The sequence below is a fragment of the Pannonibacter phragmitetus genome (genome assembly GCF_050510895.1).
In the GTDB taxonomy this organism is placed as follows: domain Bacteria; phylum Pseudomonadota; class Alphaproteobacteria; order Rhizobiales; family Stappiaceae; genus Pannonibacter; species Pannonibacter phragmitetus_B.
In genome coordinates this window covers 1-16,469 of sequence record NZ_JBNINT010000002.1, presented here as the reverse complement: position 1 = coordinate 16,469, position 16,469 = coordinate 1, and the positions used below count along the sequence as shown (strand labels likewise).

Sequence of the window (16,469 nt, the reverse complement as noted above, 5' to 3'; positions counted from 1 at the left end):
GCCCATGCGCGCAGTTCTTGCCCGGACTTACCGTCTGACGCGGCTTGCCGCGTCGGGCCCCGGCGCGCCGGTGGCGCTTGTCCTTTATGCGGTCGTTCTCGGCCTGCAATTTGCCGCCGTCTGGGTGTCGGTGCAGCTGATCGACTGGCAAAAGGCCTTCTATGACGCGCTGGAACAGCGGGATGCAGCGCAGGCCCTGATTCAGGTCGGTCATTTTGCCCTGCTGATTTCAGCCTCGGCCGCTTGCTTCATCACCAGCGACTGGCTGCGCAAGCGGCTGCAGATGCGCCTGCGCGAGCGGCTGACGGCTTGCGTGCTGGATGCCTGGCTCGCCAACAAGGCCTACTGGCATCTGCGCCCCGGCTTTTCGGCGCAGCCGGTAGATAATCCGGACCAGCGCATTGCCGAAGACTGCCGCAAGTTCATCGAGCGGCTGCTCATCGAAACGCTGGACGTGATTTCCAATTTGGTGGCGCTCGTCTCCTATGTGGCGGTGCTGTGGTCGCTCTCGGCTGTTCCGCTCAGCTTCACGCTCTTCGGTGTTGATGTGGAGATCGCGCGCTACATGGTCTGGGCCGCCTTCCTCTACGTGGCGGTGTCGAGCCTGATGACCCACCTGCTGGGCCGTCCGGTGAAGGGGCTGGTGTTCCAGCAGGAGCGGCGCGAGGCGGATTTCCGCCATGCGCTGGTGCAGCTGCGCGAAGGCACCGATGAAATCGCCCAGTCCTCCGGCGAAGAAGCCGAACGCCGCCGCCTTGAGCGCAGGTTCGGTGAAGTCCGCTGCAACTGGCACCGGCTCATCCGCGCCGAAGTCATCCTCGGCCTGTTCGTCCGGCCCTATGTGCAAACGATCCTGCGCATTCCCACCTTTCTGGCGCTGCCCGTCTATTTCGCCGGGAACCTGACCCTCGGCGGGTTGATGCAGCTGGCGCAGGCCTTCTCGACCACCGCAACGACGCTGAGCTGGTTCATCTTCTCCTACCGGGATCTGGCGGAGTTCGTCGCCGTGTCGGAGCGTCTGGATGGCCTGCTGGCGCTGGCGCGCCATCCGCAGACGCTGGAGGGCGTGCCGCAGGCGGTCACATGGGGGCCTGCCCCCGGCGGCGGCCTGGCGCTGCGCGGCGTGGCGCTCTCCACCCCGCAGGGCATGCGGCTGGCGCCGGTTCCCGATGTGGCGCTGCGCCCCGGCCAGTGCCTCTGGGTGGCCGGGCCATCGGGGGTGGGCAAAAGCACGCTGCTGGCGGCGCTTTCCGGCCTCTGGCCCTTTGGCGAGGGCCGCATTTCAATGCCCGATGGGCCGCGCCTTGTGCTGCCGCAGGCCCCGCGTGTCTTCCCCGAGGGCCTTGCTCATGCCGCCAGCTATCCGCTGGAGCCGGAGGAGGTGGGCCGCGAGGCCATCGAGGCGGCACTGAGAGAGGTGGGTCTCGGCCACAAGCTTGCCGCGCTGGATCTGCCGGGGGCGGAAGGCTTTGCGGGCCTGTCCATGGGCGAGCGCCAGCGCCTTGCCCTGGCGCGGGTCTTCATCCACCGGCCGGCCGTGCTCATTCTGGACGAGGCGACCAGCGCGCTCGACGCGCGCAGCGAGGTGGATCTGCTGGCCCGGCTGCGGGCGGCGCTGCCCGGTGCCACGATCATCTGCGCCGCCCACCGTCCGCCCGAAGCGCTGGGGGACTACGTGACCCTGCATCTGACTGCCCCGGACGCTTATACCCGCCCGGAGCCTGAATTATCCGCCACAGGAGCCCTTGCATGAGTGAAGAGATCAAACGCCACCGCCTTGACGCTGCACCCGCCGCCGTTCTGGCACTGCTGCCGGAGATGGACCGGCTGATGGTGATCGTGCGGTCTGGCGGCAGCCTGCACGAGCGGATCGGGCCGGTGGAGCGGGTGGTGCGCGAAAGGGATCTGCTGCGCATCGAAGGCGCCTGCCATGACAGCGAGATCCGCCTTCCGCTGATCAAGGCGGTGGATTTCGACACCTCCTCCGTGATGAAGGACAAGGTCTATCCGCGCCTTGATTTTCTGGGCTCTGACGGCGGTGTGCTGTTCTCGGTGACCGGCATGGAAGGCGAAGCGCCCTTTGCTGCCGCGCTTGCCGCCTTCCCGCGCCTGCCGTCCTTGCGTCCGGAACATCCCGGCACACCGGCGGGGCCGGAAGCGGTAGAGGATGGCGACGCAGGCGGTGTCTTTCTGGAGGCGTTGACGGGCCAGGGCGCGGCGGTGATCCGCTTCGAAACACCGGCCATCAGCCAGAAATGGACCGGCCCGGTGGAGTCCATCCGCCCGATGAGCGGCTATTTCAACATCATCACCAGCCACTTCCACCTGCATCTGCAGGCCGGCAGCGTCAGAGGCTGGAGAGAGGCGGACGGCTGGCAGCATGCGCTTGGCGCGGGCGGCGAAGCAGGTGCGCTCGCCATCCGCCTGCCGGAGGCCGCTGCATGAGCGTGCAATCCTCCCCCGTCCGTCCCGGCGTCTGGCTGGCGCCAGCGGATGGGCCAGAAGGCGGGCCTGAAGGCGCGGTGCAAGCCAGCCATCAGGAGGTGCTGCGCCGTGCAGCTTCCGCGCCTGCCGTCCTTTTGGGTGAGCGGCACGACAAGGCGGCCCAGCACCGCTGGCAATTGCATGTGGCCGCCGGGCTTCTGGCCCTGCGGCCTGATATTGTCATGGGCTTCGAGATGTTTCCCGCAAGGCTCGATCCGGTTCTGGCCCGCTGGGTGGCCGGGGAGCTGAGCGAGGCGGAGTTTCTGGAACAGGCGGAATGGGGCACGGTCTGGGGCTTTCCGGCTGAGCTGTACCTGCCGCTGTTCCGCTTCTGCCGCCAGTTCGCCATCCCCATGCACGGGCTCAACTGCCGCAGGGCGCTGGTCAGCGAGGTGGGCAAGGAGGGCTGGGAGGCCATCGCGGAAGAAGACCGCGACGGGCTGACCCCCGCCGTGCCGGCCACGCCCGCCTACCGTCAGTATCTGTTTTCCATCACCGGCGGCGGCTCGCCCAACCGCAAGGCGGCCAGCCCTGAAGATCCGGCCTTCGACCGCTTCGTCCGTGCTCAGCAGGTGTGGGACAGATCCTTCGCCTGCCGCATCGCTGCCCTCCGCAACCAGCCGGAGCCGCCGCTGGTGATCGGCATCATCGGGCGCGGGCATCTGGAATTCGGCCACGGCACCCCCGCCCAGCTGGCGGACCTTGGCGTCAGCGGCACGCAAGTCCTGCTGCCGCATCTGGATGCCGCCCCGCCCGCTGCGGGCCTCGCCCATGCCCTCTTCTGCCTTGATCCGCAGGAGGTGTGAGGTTTCACCCTACATAACCGGCGAGAAGATGCAGCGTGAGGAGGACGCCGAGGAGAAGGGCGAAGCCGCCCCCAAGCCCCACCTGCCAGCCGCGCCCGGCGTGACGCAGCTCTGCAAAGACCAGCAGCACGGTCATGACCTTGACGAAGGTGAGCGCGAAGAGCAGCGGCGCAAGGCTGGCGGGCAGGGCGCCTGCGGGGAGAGCGATGATGGGGAGGGAAAGGGCGGTCAGCACGAGAAGTGCGGCCGCGCTGATGTGCAGGGCTCTCATCGCATCACCTCAGGATATAGACCGTGGGGAAGATCAGCAGCCACACGATGTCGGTGAAATGCCAGTAGCGGACAAAATCCGGCAGATGCTGCGCCTGTGAGCGAGCGAAAGACACCAGCAGCAGCACCAGCCCGAGGATGACATGCAGGGCGTGGAAGCCGGTCAGCAGGTAGTAGATCTGCGCGAAAGTCTCCTCGTAGCTGAAGGCTGAAAGGCTCTGCGCATATTCGCCCGCCTTGAACACCAGAAACAGGCTGCCGAAGCCGATGGCACCGGCGAGAAAGGGCCGGATGCTGCGGCCCAGGCGCTGGCGCTCCACCGCTATGGCCGCCAGCCAGCCGCTGAGGATGAGCGCGAAGGTCTCCAGCAGCGCCGCAGTGCCGGAAAGCTGCGCCTGCCCGGTAAGGAAGGCCTCGCGGTTCAGCAGCTTTGCCACGCCAAAGCCACCCAGCAGCAGGGCAAACACCGCAACATCGCCGAGGATAAAGATCCACATCAGCACGTTGCCGGGCAGGCCTTCGAGGTCTTCCTGCTCCTGTGGGGCTGTGGTTGACGGGTGGGGCATCGGATGGGCTTTCATGTTCCCGCTCACGGCGTCGGTTGTTGTTGACCCGGCACGGCCTATCTGTCCCCCTCCCCTTGAGGGGCATTATTCACAACGGACTTCCAGTCAGGCACCAGTTCCTCTCCCCCTTGAGGGGGAGATGCCCCCGGCAGGGGGCAGAGGGGGTAATGGACTATCCGGTCATATGAGAGGTGATGCTGTGATGAAGCGCTGCCACCCCCTCTGTCTGCTAACGCAGACATCTCCCCTCAAGGGGGAGAGGGGCGCTGCAGCAAAACGAAGGTTCATTCCTCCTCCGTGCGTCCAATGTAAACACTGCCCCTCAAGGGGAGGAGGACAGATAGGCCGTGCCACAGGCCGAATGCCTCACTGCCTCTAATGCAAACACAGCTCACGGCAGGAAGAACCGGCTCTCCGTTGCCGTTTCCTCGCCGTTCGCCGGGTTCTGCAGGGTGAAGCGGATGTCGCCGGCAAGCTCTGGCCCTGCGGTCAGCGTCACCCGCAGCTTGCGGCTGCCGTTGGCGGCAAGACCGGCGGCAAGGCTGCCGTCTTTGTCCGGCTCCAGACCGGGGAGGCGAGGGTGAGCGGGGCGGCACCCGTGACAGACAGGCGGATCAGCGCCGGTTCGCCCGTGGTGTTGGTGATCCGCACCTCATAGGCATTGCGGATCTGGCCATCGCTGAGCTGCACGGCGGCGGGCGTGCGCTCGTGGATCACGGCAAGGGCCAGCGTGGCGCGTTCTGACAGGTGAATGGCCATGCCTGCGGCCAGCGCCAGCGCGGCCAGCGCAATGGCCAGCACCTTGGGCCGCAGCAGGCGGACGGGCTGGCGTTCCTTGCCCTGCATCTCCCGTTCGATGTTGGTCCAGCTTTCGTAGTCGATCAGCCCGCGCAGCCGGTCGAGGCGGAACATTGTGCTGTCGCAGGCATCCACGCACAGGCCGCAGTTGATGCAGGCAATGCTCGGCCCCTGCCGGATGTCGATGCCCATGGGGCAGACGGCAACGCAGGCATTGCAGTCAACGCAATCGCCCGCCGGAAGGCCCATCTCGCGGGCGGTCACGGCCTTTTTGGCCGACATGCGCGGCTCGCCCCGCTGCGGGCGGTAGTTCACCGTCAGCGCCTGCGCATCCCAGATCGCCCCTTGCAGGCGGGGCCAGGGGCACATGAAGGTGCAGACCTTTTCCCGCGCAAGGCCCGCGAGGGAATAGGTGGTGAAGGTCAGCGTCAGCACCATGCTGTAGGCCAGCAGCGGCGCTTCGCCCGAAGCAAGGCTGCGCAGCAGGGTGGGCGCATCGGCGAAATAGAGCACGAAAGCACCGCCCGTGGCCGCCGCAATGCCCAGCCAGACAACGTGCTTGGCCGTTTTGCGCAGGAGCCTCGAAAGGGTGAGCGGCTGCTTCAGGGCCTGTATCTGCTGGCGGCGGTCGCCCTCGAACTTCCGTTCGACCAGCAGGAACAGGTCCGTCCAGATGGTCTGCGGGCAGAAGAAGCCGCACCAGACACGCCCGGCCAGCGCATTCATCAGCACCAGAACGAGCGTTGCCAGCACCAGAAGGCCGGTGAGGTAATAAAGCTCCTGTGCCCGGATCTCGATGAAGAAGACGTAGAAGCGCACATTGGCCAGATCAAACAGAACCGCCTGGTCCGGCTGACCGGCCCCGCGCCCCCAGCGCAGGAAGGGCAGCACGTAATAGACGGCAAGGCACAAGACCAGCAGCCGCCATTTCAGCGTGCGGAACTTGCCCTTGACCGCCTGCGGAATGACGCGCCCCCGTTTGCGGCGGCCGGGCTCTGCGGCCGGGCTGGCCTTGCAGCTATTGGCTTTCCAGTGATGGGCGGAATGATCTGATAGGTCATGGCCTGCCGACCCGCACCCGCCAGATCTGCGGACCGTCTTCCAGAGTATCCCAGGTGAAACGCGCGACGGACCGCTGCGCAAGCTGCGCCTTGAGGGGCGAGGGGTCGCGGTCGTTGACGAGTTCGAAAAAGCCGCCGGGCTGAAGGGCGTCGAACATTTCGCAGGCAAGTGCACGGCGGATGGCGCAGGGCAGGCCGCAGACGTCAATGGCGGGGATGGTTCCGGCGATGGAATTGGCGGGCATGAGGGGCTCCGGGCGCTGTCTTGCAGGATCAGGCAGATCCTGACAGCGCCGGGGCACCGCTTCTTTGTGCGGGCACAAACTTGCAACGGGATAGGGCCGGGAAGGGCCGGATCAGGAGGTGGGATCGTCGATCAGCGGCGTGGGCCTTGCAAAGCGCGTCAGGCCCGGCATGTCCTCGATCACCACACGGCTGCCCTCGATCAGCACACCATGTTCCGTCAGGGCCTTGATAGCGCGGGAGAGATTCTCCGGTGTCATGCCGAGCAGGGAGGCCAGCTTGCGTTTTTCGATGTTAAGACTGAAGGCGTCCACACCGTTGCGCCCCATGCTTTCCTGCAACACGTAATTGGCCAGCCGCTCCAGCGAGGTGCGCAGCTTCAGCGTCTTGGTGTGCTTGATGGAGTGGCGGAAGCAGGTGGCAAGTTCCACCACCACGGCTCTGGCAAAGCCGGTGTCATCGTCGAAAACCTTGAGGACATCCTCGGATGGCAGCATGACGATGCGCGAACGCTCCAGCGTGCGGGCGGACATGAGATAGGGCGCGCTGCGGATCGTTGCGGCCAGAATGAAGGTGGATACGGGCCGCACGATGTTGAGCGTGGTGTCCTTGCCTCCCCATGAGGCGAAAAGCTCGACGCTGCCGTCCATCACCACATGCAGGAAGTCGCTCATCTCGCCTTCGCGGATCATCTCCACCAGCGGGGGAAACGAGTGCACATAGGCCCCGCGCATCAAGGCCTCGAAGCTGTCGTCCCGCATGCCGCGAAACAGGTCCAGCTGCCGGATTTCGTCAATATAGTGGGATTTCATGACGCGCCTTCATGCAAGTGAGGTCACTTCATCATATGGAATGACATTTATCAAGCATTCAATTGCAGTCATCCGGGCAGTGTTTACAACGGCCTGCCAGTCAAGCGCCAACCCCTCTCCTCCGTGAAGGGGAAGAGCGGCGCTGCGGCAAAAGGGGACGTGTGTTCCTCCTTCTTGCGCCAGGGCAAATTGCGGAGACGCAATGCCTGATAGATCCCCTGCATGGCCGGATTTGACTGGATCTGGCCGGTTCGGTTTCCCCTTTTGCAGGTCCCGCAGGACATGTCCGCTTGTGAGCCAAACGCCCCGATTGATGATGGGCCCGCCCGCGTCTCGCGGTGTTCTCTGCGGCGGGTGTCTGTCCTGCAGGCGCCTTGCCAGATCCTCTTTCTTCTGGCGGCTCTCTGGGCGGCCTGCGTTCCCCTTGTCTGGCTGCTTCCGCCCGGAGGGGTGCCGGAGCGCGCGATCTGGCATGCAAGGGAGCTGGTGCAGGGTGTCGCGGGCGGTGCTGCCGGGGGTATCTGCTCACGTCCCTTCCGGCCTGGGCGAAGGGGTGGCGCTGTCCGGCGGGGCTGACGCTTGCGGCTGCGGGCCTGTGGTGTCTGGCGCGGGGGCCGGGTGCCTTCAGGTGCTGACTGGCCAGCCGGAGGCTGACAGGATCACGGGTCTTGCCAATGCCCTCTACTTCCTCTTCGTTGCCCTGGCTCTCGCCGTGCCGCTTGCCCGAACAGGCACCAGCGGCGGAGTGCCGGGGCGGAGCTGGATCGCAGTGGGCCTGATGGCGGCCATGGCGGCTGGCGCACTGGCCGCTGGCTTTACCAGCCCCGCAAGCCTGCCGCCGTCCGTCATGATGCTGCCGATGGTTCTGCTTCTTGCTTACACCGGTGGCCGCGCCGTGCCCGCTTTCACGGCGGCCTGGCTCTCCCGGTCATCTTCCGGTGGACGGCTGCCCAAACCGCTCGCGGCCATGCCTCTTCTGCCCGCCATCGCCGCCGCAGGCTTGCTGGAAGCAGCTGACTGGCCGGTTGCGGCGGGGTGGCTCCAGCTTGCTGCGGCAGGCCTCATGTTTGCCGCGGTGCTGCGGTGGCGGACAGTCAAAACCCGGCACTATCCTGCGCTGCTGTGGCTGCATGTGGCCTATGCGTGGATACCGGCCGCTTTCCTGCTGCAGGCGGTTGCCTCCTGGTGGCCGGAGATGGCCGGGCCTGCGGCGGGCCGCCATGCCCTGGCCATCGGCGCCATGGGCGGCATGATGATGGCGGTGATGCTGCGCCCTTCCATGCAGCGGCGCAAGGGCCGTCTGGTCATGACACCGCTGATGGCCTGCAGCCTTGCCCTGATCCAGCTTTCGGCCGTCTTGCGGCTGTGTGCGCAGGCCGCCGCGTGGGAGGCAAACCTTGCAGGTGCTGCGCTGGCCTGGGCGCTCGGCTGGGGTCTTTTCATCATGGCCTACTGGCCAGCCGTAACCGGCCCCGTGCCGCATCCGGCCTTCAGCGCCCTGGTGCGAGATCCACAAGACGGGCCGAAGGAACGGCTTTCAGGGCCGCATCAATCTCCTGGCGGTTCATCAGGCAGAAGGCGGTGGAGAGCGCGTCGGCGAGGGCAGCGGCCGGGGCGGTGACGCTGACCTGCGCCCAGTCCTGCCGGGCGGGCAGGCCCGTGCGAGGATCAAGGATATGCCCCGTTTTTCCTGCCTGATCGAAAGTGGTGCCAAGTGGCGCGGAGGTGGCCAGTGCCTGCTCCCGCAGCCTGTGTGATCCCCGGTTTCCGGCCAGCGTCACGTCCCAGTCCCCGCCGCCGGGCTGCCCGCCGAGTGCGCGGATCTCGCCGGTGTCGATCAGGATATCCGTCAGGCCTTCGCCGCTCAGCCATGCGGCAATCCGGTCGGCGATATAGCCCTGGGCGATGCCGTTGAGCGTCAGGCCCGCGCCTTTGCGGGTCAGGCGGATGGCGTCTGCCTCCAGTTCCACCAGCGGCCAGCCGGTAAAGGCAAGGCGCTGCGCCAGCTCCCCGGCATCCGGTGTTCTGCCTTCAACCGAGGCCCGCGCATAGGCGGCCCAGAGCGGCTGGACCGTTGGGTCGAAGGCGCCCTCCGTTGCCCGCCACATCCCGCCGGCAATGCTCAGGCATTCCAGCAATTCCGGCGCCGGGTCCCTCAGAATGCCGTCACGGTTGAGCCGGGAAAGGGCGCTGCCGGACCGGTAGAGGCTGAAGATATTCTCCAGCCGGTCCAGTTCCGCCTCGATGCCCGTGAACAGGCTTCCGGCCTGCGGATGGGCAAGGGTGATGCGGGCGGCGCTGCCGATGGCCGTGCCGCGCCATGTGCTGACGGGCACGGCGGAGGCTGCGGCCAGTGCCGGGTGTGCCGAAAGGGCCGCGGCAGAGGCCACGCTGGCGGAGATGGTGAGAAAGCGGCGGCGTGACAGGGCGGTCATGGTCCCGTCTCCTTCAGTTCAGCGTTGCATTTTCCGGCGGCAGGAAGTTGCCGTCCGCGTCTGTTGCAAAGTCCACCGGCGCCAGAACGTCCCCGTCCGGGATATCCGTGAGTGTCACCAGCTGCCCGCCGCCCTGCGCGGCGGCAAAGGCTTCGGCCTTCTCGCGGCTGGAAAAGGGCACCAGTTCCGGCGCACCCATGCCGCCCTGCACTTTTGCGCCGGTGACATAGATGGCCGTATCTGCGGCGATCCAGTTGTCCGCGCCCGGCGTGTCCCAGCTTTCGGCCGCGCCCATGTCGCTCACATAGATGGCGGTGATGACACCGCTCTGCTCGGGCATGCGCTGATAGGCGATGGCATCACGCACCTGGCTGAAGAACAGCGGCTTGCCGTCCATGCCCGCCAGATGCACCTGCGCCTTGGGGCCGGGATGTTCCAGCAGGTTCATCTGGCAATAGTGGCCGAGCGATGTGGCTGTCATCGCCACCGGTTCCGGCGGCTGGGTGGCGGCTTCCGGCTGGCAGGCCGCCAGAAGCAGGGCAAGGGGGAGAAACACCAGGGAAAGGCGCTGGCGGGAACGTGTCCGGCGGGAACATGTCTGGCGGGTCATGGGGTGATCCTCCGGAAGGCGGCGATGGCTGCGGCAAAGGCGGCAAAGGCCCAGAGAACGAGGGAGAGGAGCGGTTGAACCGCTGGAATGGACCCGGCTGCGCCGCTGATGCCGGAGGCGGCGGCGATGGCCTGCGAGGAGGCAAGGTTGAACAGGCGGAAGGCATCGGCGGGGTTGGCCAGCAGCGCCAGCGGGAAGATGCGGGTGGTGAAGACCCCGCCGTCATCGGCGGCCACCCCTGCCAGCAGCGCCAGATCGTAGAGCACGATCATGATGAGCCACAGGGCGATGACCAGCGAGGCCGCCGTTCCGGGCCGCCGCGCCAGAGCGGACACCGTGTAGCCTGCCCCCAGAAACACCGCGCCCAGCAGCAGCGAGGTCCACGTCAGCCGCCACAGGGCGGGAAGGCCTCTCACTGCGTCCATGCCGCCGGAAAAAGCCATGGCGGCGGCAATGCCATAACCGGCAGCAATGGCCAGCGCGAGAATGACAAGGTGGGCGGCAAACTTGCCCGCCACCAGTTGCCAGCGCTTGACCGGATAGGTCAGCACCAGGGCCAGCGTGCCGCGCTCCACCTCTCCGGCAATCGCGTCAAAGGACATGAGCAGCGCGATCAGCGGCACCAGATAGACGCTCAGCGAGGTGAGGCTGGCGACGGTGACGCTCAGCCGGTCCGCGCCCAGCTCCCCCATCGGGGCAGAGCCCGCCGCCGAAAGAACGCCGGCAAACAGCACCATGATGGCCATGGCAACCGCAACCCAGCGGTTGCGCAGGGCGATGCGGAATTCCGCCGAAGCGGCGGCGGCAAGGCGGCTCATCCCTCGCTCCTCTTGCTGAAATGGGTGTAGATGTCCTCAAGGCTGGGCGGGATGATGTCCACATCCTCCACAAGAGCGCCCAGCTCCGTCACGGCCCGCAGCACGGCAAGCTTGCGCTCCGGCGGGCAGATGAGGTCCAGCCGGCTGCCGCCGTTCCCGGCTTCTGCGGCCATCTCCCCTCTGCCAGTCTTCCGGTCAGCGCCGCCATCGCGGCTTCCCGCTGGCCGGGCGCAAGGGTGAGGTGGAAGCGCAAGGGCAGGCGGGCGGCAAGCCGCAGGGCCGCCAGCGTGTCATGGGCCATCAGCTGCCCTTGCGACAGGATGGCGATCCGGTCCGTCCGCGCTTCCACTTCCGTGAGAGCGTGGGAGGAGTGGAGGATGGCGGTGCCCTCCCGCGCCAGATCGTCCAGAATGGCGTAGAATTCCTGCCGCGACACCGGATCCAGTCCGCTGGTCGGTTCGTCCAGCACCATCAGCTTCGGCCGCCCGATCAGCGCCTGAGCCAGGCCGACGCGCTGGCGCATGCCCTTGGAATAGGTGCCGATGCGCCGGTTCATCGCCTGCGCCAGCCCCACCCGCTCCAGCAGGGCAGGGGCCTTGGCGGCAGGCTCGCCGCGCAGGCGCAGATAAAGGCCGAGCTGCTCGCGCCCGGTCAGTGCCGGGTGAAAGGCGGCATTCTCCGGCAGATAGGCCGTCGCCTCCCGGGCGTGCTGGCTGCCGGGCTGGTGGCCATCCACCGTCACCGTGCCGCTGCCGGGGCCAGAAGCCCGAGCACGGTTTTCATCAGGGTCGTCTTGCCGGCGCCATTGTGGCCGGTGAGGGCCACACGCTCGCCCTGCGCCACCTCTAGGCTGACGGCGGCAAGGGCGGTGAGCGGCCCGAAAGTTCTAGTGAGCTGCGAGATCTTCAGGATCGTCATCGGCTTGCTGTCTCTGGCTGGCGTCTTCAAGCGCGCGCTGTTCGAGCGCGGCGTTTTCCGGCGTTACAGGAATGGTGAAAGGCCGGGTCAGCGGCGCACTGTCGGTCACCCCGCCGGGCAGGATGGCGGGGAAGGATTGCTGGCTCCAGCGCACCAGCTGCACCGCTGGTGATCCGAGCAGAAGCGCAGCGGAGGGCTGGGACCAGAGAATGTGGTCCATCAAGTCGTTGGGGCGGAACACGCTGTCGGCGATGCCGTCGCCGTTGAGGTCATAGGCCGTGTGGCCGGACCAGTAGTTGCCCCGTCCCGCCTCGCTCCACTCCACATGCCGCGTGCCGACATATTTCACCTGGGTGCGGTTGGCGATGAAGGCATTGCCGGTGATGACGTTGCGTTCCGATCCGGCGGTGAAATGGATGCCGGTCTCGCAGCCTTCGAAACGGTTGCCGGAAATGCGGTTCTTGTGGGCGTTGTAGATGAAGGTGCATTTCTCCGTCCGCAGTCCGCGCACCAGATTGCCGGAGACCACCGCGTTGTTGGCATAGTTCAGCATCAGCCCATGGCGCCGGTCGGCCAGCGACTGGTTGCCCGTTACGGTGATCCTGTTGGAGAACATCAGCGCATAGCCGAGCGTGTTGCCGATGGAGACATTGCCCGAGACTTCGCTGTTGTTGGTGTACATGTAATGGACCGCAAAGCGCAGGTCCCGCATGCGGTTGTTGCGGAAGATGTTCTGCTTCGAGGCATTGGCGAAGATGCCATCTCGCCCCCAGCGGATGTCGTTGCCTTCCACGATGGTGCCCGGCGCGTTCCACACATAGATGCCGTTGCCCCGGTCGTTGACATGGCCGCTGCGGCGGCCTTCGATCCGGTTGCCGCTGACAAGGCTGTCCTTCGCTCCGTGCAGGGTGATGCCGTGCAGGTTGCCTGTCAGAAGATTGTCCGTGATCCTTGCGTTGCGCGCGCTCTGCGCCACAAAGACGCCGCTGCTGATATCCGTGGCATCATTACCCGAGCCGCTGATGGCAAGGCCCGTGACGGTTACATCCGGGCCGGTGATGGTCACCGTGTTGCCGGTGCCATCGCCGGACAGATGTGCGCCCGGTTCGCCTTGCAGTGTCAGCGGGATTCCGAGCGTGACGGGGCCGGGATGGTCTCCCGGCTCCAGCACGAGGATATCGCCGGGGCTGGCCCCGGCGATTGCCTGCGGCAGCGCGCCCGGCACGGGCGCAACCCGCCGCGTTTCCGCTGCCGCCGGAAGGGCCGCAGCAAGGCAGAACGCCAGCAGGAGAAGTGCCGGGCCGCGCCGCATCTCAGGCCCCCTTCGGCTCGACGAACATGCGGCCGCGCATTTCCATGTGCAGCGCATGGCAGAACCACTGGCAGTAGTACCAGTAGACGCCGGGCTTGGCGGCGGTGAAGGTGACCGAGGCGGTCGCCTGCGGCGCCACTTCCATGGCAACGCCATGGTCGCCCATGCAGAAGCCGTGGGTCAGGTCTTCGATGTCGTCCATGTTGGTCACATAGACGGTCACCTCATCGCCCTCCTTCACGGTGAAGGTCTCCAGGCTGAAGGCCGGGGCGACCGAGTGCATGTAGACGCGCACCTTGTTGCCGTCGCGGATCACGTCTGCCGCATAGTCGAGGTCCACGCCATCGGCCTCGGCCTGCTTGCGGGCATCGGCAAAGAACGGATCGTTGCGGTCCCACACATGCAGCGGGTTCACCAGAGAGCGGTGCACGATGATGGAGTCATGCGGCTCGGCGAAGGTCGGCCCGTCATGGATGAGGGTCAGCTTGTCGCCGTCGATGGCAAAGAGCTGCTCGTTCTCCGGCTTCAGCGGGCCGACGTTGATGTAGCGGTCCTTGGAGAACTTGTTCATCGAGATGTAGTACTTGCCGTCCGCCTCCAGCGTTTCGCCCATGGAGGTGGAGTTGTGGCCCGGCTGGTAGTGCACATCCGTCTTGGAGATGATCGGATCGACCTTCTCGCCCGCAAAGGCGCGCACGGCCTTTTCGATGTTCCAGAACACGACCTGGCTGTCGAGGAAGAGCGTCGTATAGGCGTTGCCCTTGCCGTCGAAGGCGGTGTGAAGCGGCCCGAGGCCCAGTTCCGGTTCGGCCACGACGGCCGAGCGCGGGTCTGCGTCCTTGTAGAACACGTCATCCAGCTTGCGCACATCGATCACGGTAACGGTCGGCGACAGTTTGCCCGCGATGCACAGGTGGATCTTGTCCGGGGCCATGTTGCAGCCGTGGGGGTTGTTCGGCACCGGGATGTAGCGGGTGTAGTTCTTGTTCTTGCCCTTGCGGCCGTCGATGACCTTGACGCCGTTCAGCTCGATATAGTCGCCGGCGGCAATGCCCTTTTCGATCTCGGGGATGTTGTAGACGACGACATGGTCCCGGTCGGACTTGGTCATGTCGGCAAGGTTCATGCCCATTTCCGAGTTGTAGCTCGTGGAGAAGGCATATTTGCCGTCATAGTCGGCATCGGTGTTGTCGAGGTTGCCCGACACCATCACCTGCCAGGCCACGGTCATCTCGTCGGCGTTGATGGCGGTGTAGAAGTTCACGTACTGGGACGGGTCGTCGAGGATCTTGCCGTCATTGACCATCGGGCCCTCATCCTCGCCATTGGCGAAGACATAGTTGGTGCGCGGCCACTTCTGCGGGCGCAGGCCGTGGATGGCCTTGGCATTGGGGATTTCGAGGATCTTGTCGCATTTCATCACGTCGCAGCGCACGCGGGCGACGCGGGTGTTGGCCTTGTCGTTCATGAACAGGAAGCGGCCGTCGTACTTGCCTTCGGTGAAGGACATGTGGACGTGGTGCAGGTCGCCGTTGTCGTGAACCTTCTTGCCGTTGGCGGCGAGGTACTTCTTCGTCCTTTCGGTCATGTTTTCCGTCATGACCTTGAGGGACTCGTTCGTCTGGCCCCAGCCGGTGGCCGAGCAGCGGTTGAACACCGGCACGCGCATCAGCTCGCGCATGGACGGCAGGCCCAGAATGCGCATCTCGCCCGTCTGGCCGGAAGACCAGAAGCCGTAATATTCGTCCAGTTCCCCCGGCGCGACATGGCCGCTGGCTGCGCCGCCGCCGGTGGCGGCTGCGGCAGGGGCCGTTCCGGCCAGAAGTGCGCCGGAGCCGCCGGCCGTCAGGGCAACGGCGCCAACGGCAACCGATCCGAGGGCCGCGCCGCCTGCGGCGGTGGCGCCCATCAGCTGGCGGCGCGTAAGGCCGCCGGTTTCATTCGCATCAGACATGAGCTTGTCCTTTTTCAGGCTTGGCGTGTTGATCACGGGCTTGTGGCCCTCGGACGGGGCCGGGCGTTCGCCCGTGCCGGCCGCTGCCCGCCGCTTCAGCTTGCGCATGACGACGGGGCATCTCGTTTCGGACTGGTAGAGCACCTGGCAATTCATGCAGTTGACGCATTCATTGGGGTTGATCTCACCGGTCGGATGGATGGCCTGCACCGGGCAGGTGTTGGCGCAGGTCTGGCAGGGGTTGCCGCACTCGTGGTAGCGCTTCAGCCAGTCGAACATCCGGATACGGGCCGGAATGGCGAGCGCAGCGCCCAGCGGGCACAGGTAGCGGCAGTAGAAACGTTCGACGAAGAGCCCGGCCACCAGCAGCGTTCCCGCATAGAGGACGAAGGGCCAGCCGCGCGCGAACTTCAGCACGATGGCGGTCTTGAACGGTTCGATCTCTGCCAGATGCTCGGCCTGCTCCAGAGAGGCGAGCGAGACGCCGAACAGGCCGAGGAAGACGATGTATTTCACCGCCCACAGCCGCTCGTGCAGGCCCCAGGGCAGGGTGATCTGCGGCACGCGGCAGGCACGGGCGATGCGGTTGGTCAGCTCCTGCAGCGCGCCGAAGGGGCACAGCCAGCCGCAGTAGGCCCCCGGCCCCAGAAGATCAGCGCAGCGGCCACCGAGAACCACAGGATGAAGGTCAGCGGATCCAGCAGGAACGCTTCCCAGGTGAAGCCGGACTTCACCGAAGCTGCCAGCGCGAAGATGTTGACCACCGACAGCTGCGCATTGGCGTACCAGCCGAGGAACACCAGCGTCACGGTGAGGAAGCCCATCCGGAACCAGTGGGTCACCCGCGCCGACCGGGTGAGGAAGGTCTGGAAGAAGAAGGCAAAGGTCAGCACTGCAAGCATGATGGTGACACCGGCGATTTCCAGCGTCTTGCCGCGCCAGATGCGCTGCCACAGCTGCGCCTTGGCGCTGGCTTCGTCATCAATGCCTGCCTGCGGTGTATCAAAGGCCACGGGCGTGGATACTGCCGGGCTTTCGGACGGGGCGGGGCTGAGCGTCTTGACGAAGGCCGCCGGGGGCTGCCAGCCAAGATCAAAGGTGGTGAACAGCTTCTCGATCGGCCCCACGTTGCGCTGTACCAGCAGCTGGATGCGGAAGGGCTCTGCCGGGTTGAAGCCGGAGTTTGCCGGAATGCGGAAGATGTCGCGCTCGCTCAGCTCCGGCGCACCGGCAAGGGCCAGCGGGCCTGCGCGCTTGTGGTCCTTGTCGTGGAAGCGGACGGACATGTCGCCCTGGATCAGATGCACCCGGTCAAAGATGCCGCCGCGCACGTAGCCCGAGCCCTTGAAGGAATAGCGGCCTCTGGCGGCCAGCAGCAGGGC

The 16,469-nt window shown here is 66.0% G+C and carries 14 protein-coding genes and 4 pseudogenes; 5 read left to right on the top strand and 13 right to left on the bottom strand.

The window, feature by feature from the left end:
* Nucleotides 1-4 precede the first annotated feature (4 nt).
* From ACQB61_RS21370 to ACQB61_RS21360, 3 genes are read left to right on the top strand one after another with little or no spacing between them, the layout of a single operon-like run.
* Nucleotides 5-1,753: an ABC transporter ATP-binding protein/permease gene (locus ACQB61_RS21370; RefSeq protein WP_430514464.1), complete on the top strand. Its 1,749-nt coding sequence runs from the start codon at nucleotides 5-7 to the stop codon at nucleotides 1,751-1,753.
* On the top strand, nucleotides 1,750-2,445 hold the full coding sequence (locus ACQB61_RS21365) for a hypothetical protein (protein ID WP_430514463.1): 696 nt from the start codon (nucleotides 1,750-1,752) through the stop codon (nucleotides 2,443-2,445). Before ACQB61_RS21370 ends, ACQB61_RS21365 begins: the two co-directional genes overlap by 4 nt.
* Nucleotides 2,442-3,290 (top strand): ChaN family lipoprotein, encoded by an 849-nt coding sequence (locus tag ACQB61_RS21360; protein ID WP_430514462.1) that lies wholly within the window; start codon nucleotides 2,442-2,444, stop codon nucleotides 3,288-3,290. Before ACQB61_RS21365 ends, ACQB61_RS21360 begins: the two co-directional genes overlap by 4 nt.
* 4 nt (nucleotides 3,291-3,294) lie before the next feature.
* Here the strand turns inward: ACQB61_RS21360 and ACQB61_RS21355 are convergent, their stop codons facing one another.
* The 5 genes from ACQB61_RS21355 to ACQB61_RS21335 all read right to left on the bottom strand — a co-directional run bounded on the left by ACQB61_RS21355 (nucleotide 3,295) and on the right by ACQB61_RS21335 (nucleotide 7,040).
* A complete protein-coding gene (locus tag ACQB61_RS21355; protein ID WP_430514461.1) occupies nucleotides 3,295-3,561 on the bottom strand; it encodes a cytochrome C oxidase subunit IV family protein in 267 nt (88 codons plus the stop codon).
* A 4-nt stretch (nucleotides 3,562-3,565) separates the two neighbouring features.
* Complete coding sequence (locus ACQB61_RS21350) at nucleotides 3,566-4,141, bottom strand: cytochrome c oxidase subunit 3 (RefSeq protein ID WP_430514460.1); 576 nt, start codon at nucleotides 4,139-4,141, stop codon at nucleotides 3,566-3,568.
* 480 nt (nucleotides 4,142-4,621) lie between these two features.
* Nucleotides 4,622-5,836 carry a cytochrome c oxidase accessory protein CcoG gene (gene ccoG, locus ACQB61_RS21345; RefSeq protein WP_430514459.1) on the bottom strand — a complete coding sequence of 405 codons (1,215 nt, stop codon included), beginning with the start codon at nucleotides 5,834-5,836 and terminating at the stop codon, nucleotides 4,622-4,624.
* A gap of 145 nt (nucleotides 5,837-5,981) precedes the next feature.
* The gene (locus tag ACQB61_RS21340) at nucleotides 5,982-6,230 is read right to left on the bottom strand and encodes a DUF2249 domain-containing protein (RefSeq protein ID WP_430514458.1); all 249 of its coding nucleotides are present in this window, start codon (nucleotides 6,228-6,230) and stop codon (nucleotides 5,982-5,984) included.
* A gap of 111 nt (nucleotides 6,231-6,341) precedes the next feature.
* Complete coding sequence (locus tag ACQB61_RS21335; protein WP_430514457.1) at nucleotides 6,342-7,040, bottom strand: helix-turn-helix domain-containing protein; 699 nt, start codon at nucleotides 7,038-7,040, stop codon at nucleotides 6,342-6,344.
* 222 nt (nucleotides 7,041-7,262) lie between these two features.
* Between ACQB61_RS21335 and ACQB61_RS21330 the strand changes: the two genes are divergently transcribed.
* Nucleotides 7,263-7,616, top strand: coding sequence for an NnrS family protein (locus ACQB61_RS21330; protein WP_430514456.1), 354 nt, complete (start codon nucleotides 7,263-7,265; stop codon nucleotides 7,614-7,616).
* Nucleotides 7,513-8,502 (top strand): annotated as a pseudogene (locus ACQB61_RS21325) (NnrS family protein); the annotation flags it as partial. The gene ACQB61_RS21330 and the pseudogene ACQB61_RS21325, both read left to right, overlap by 104 nt.
* 28 nt (nucleotides 8,503-8,530) lie before the next feature.
* Here the strand turns inward: ACQB61_RS21325 and ACQB61_RS21320 are convergent.
* The 8 genes and pseudogenes from ACQB61_RS21320 to ACQB61_RS21285 all read right to left on the bottom strand — a co-directional run.
* A complete protein-coding gene (locus ACQB61_RS21320; protein ID WP_430514455.1) occupies nucleotides 8,531-9,475 on the bottom strand; it encodes an FAD:protein FMN transferase in 945 nt (314 codons plus the stop codon).
* Nucleotides 9,476-9,488: 13 nt separating this feature from the next.
* Entirely contained in the window at nucleotides 9,489-10,085 is a 597-nt protein-coding gene (locus ACQB61_RS21315; RefSeq protein ID WP_430514454.1) for a nitrous oxide reductase accessory protein NosL, read from the bottom strand.
* A complete protein-coding gene (locus ACQB61_RS21310) occupies nucleotides 10,082-10,903 on the bottom strand; it encodes an ABC transporter permease (RefSeq protein ID WP_430514453.1) in 822 nt (273 codons plus the stop codon). Before ACQB61_RS21310 ends, ACQB61_RS21315 begins: the two co-directional genes overlap by 4 nt.
* Nucleotides 10,904-10,991: 88 nt before the next feature.
* Nucleotides 10,992-11,821: pseudogene (locus ACQB61_RS21305) on the bottom strand (ABC transporter ATP-binding protein).
* On the bottom strand, nucleotides 11,790-13,133 hold the full coding sequence (locus ACQB61_RS21300; RefSeq protein ID WP_430514452.1) for a nitrous oxide reductase family maturation protein NosD: 1,344 nt from the start codon (nucleotides 13,131-13,133) through the stop codon (nucleotides 11,790-11,792). The pseudogene ACQB61_RS21305 and the gene ACQB61_RS21300 overlap by 32 nt, the downstream one beginning before the upstream one ends.
* A gap of 1 nt (nucleotide 13,134) precedes the next feature.
* On the bottom strand, nucleotides 13,135-15,087 hold the full coding sequence (gene nosZ, locus ACQB61_RS21295; protein WP_430514615.1) for a TAT-dependent nitrous-oxide reductase: 1,953 nt from the start codon (nucleotides 15,085-15,087) through the stop codon (nucleotides 13,135-13,137).
* A gap of 336 nt (nucleotides 15,088-15,423) precedes the next feature.
* Nucleotides 15,424-15,765, bottom strand: a pseudogene (locus ACQB61_RS21290) (4Fe-4S binding protein); the annotation flags it as partial.
* Nucleotides 15,678-16,469: pseudogene (locus ACQB61_RS21285) on the bottom strand (regulatory protein NosR); the annotation flags it as partial. The pseudogenes ACQB61_RS21285 and ACQB61_RS21290, both read right to left, overlap by 88 nt.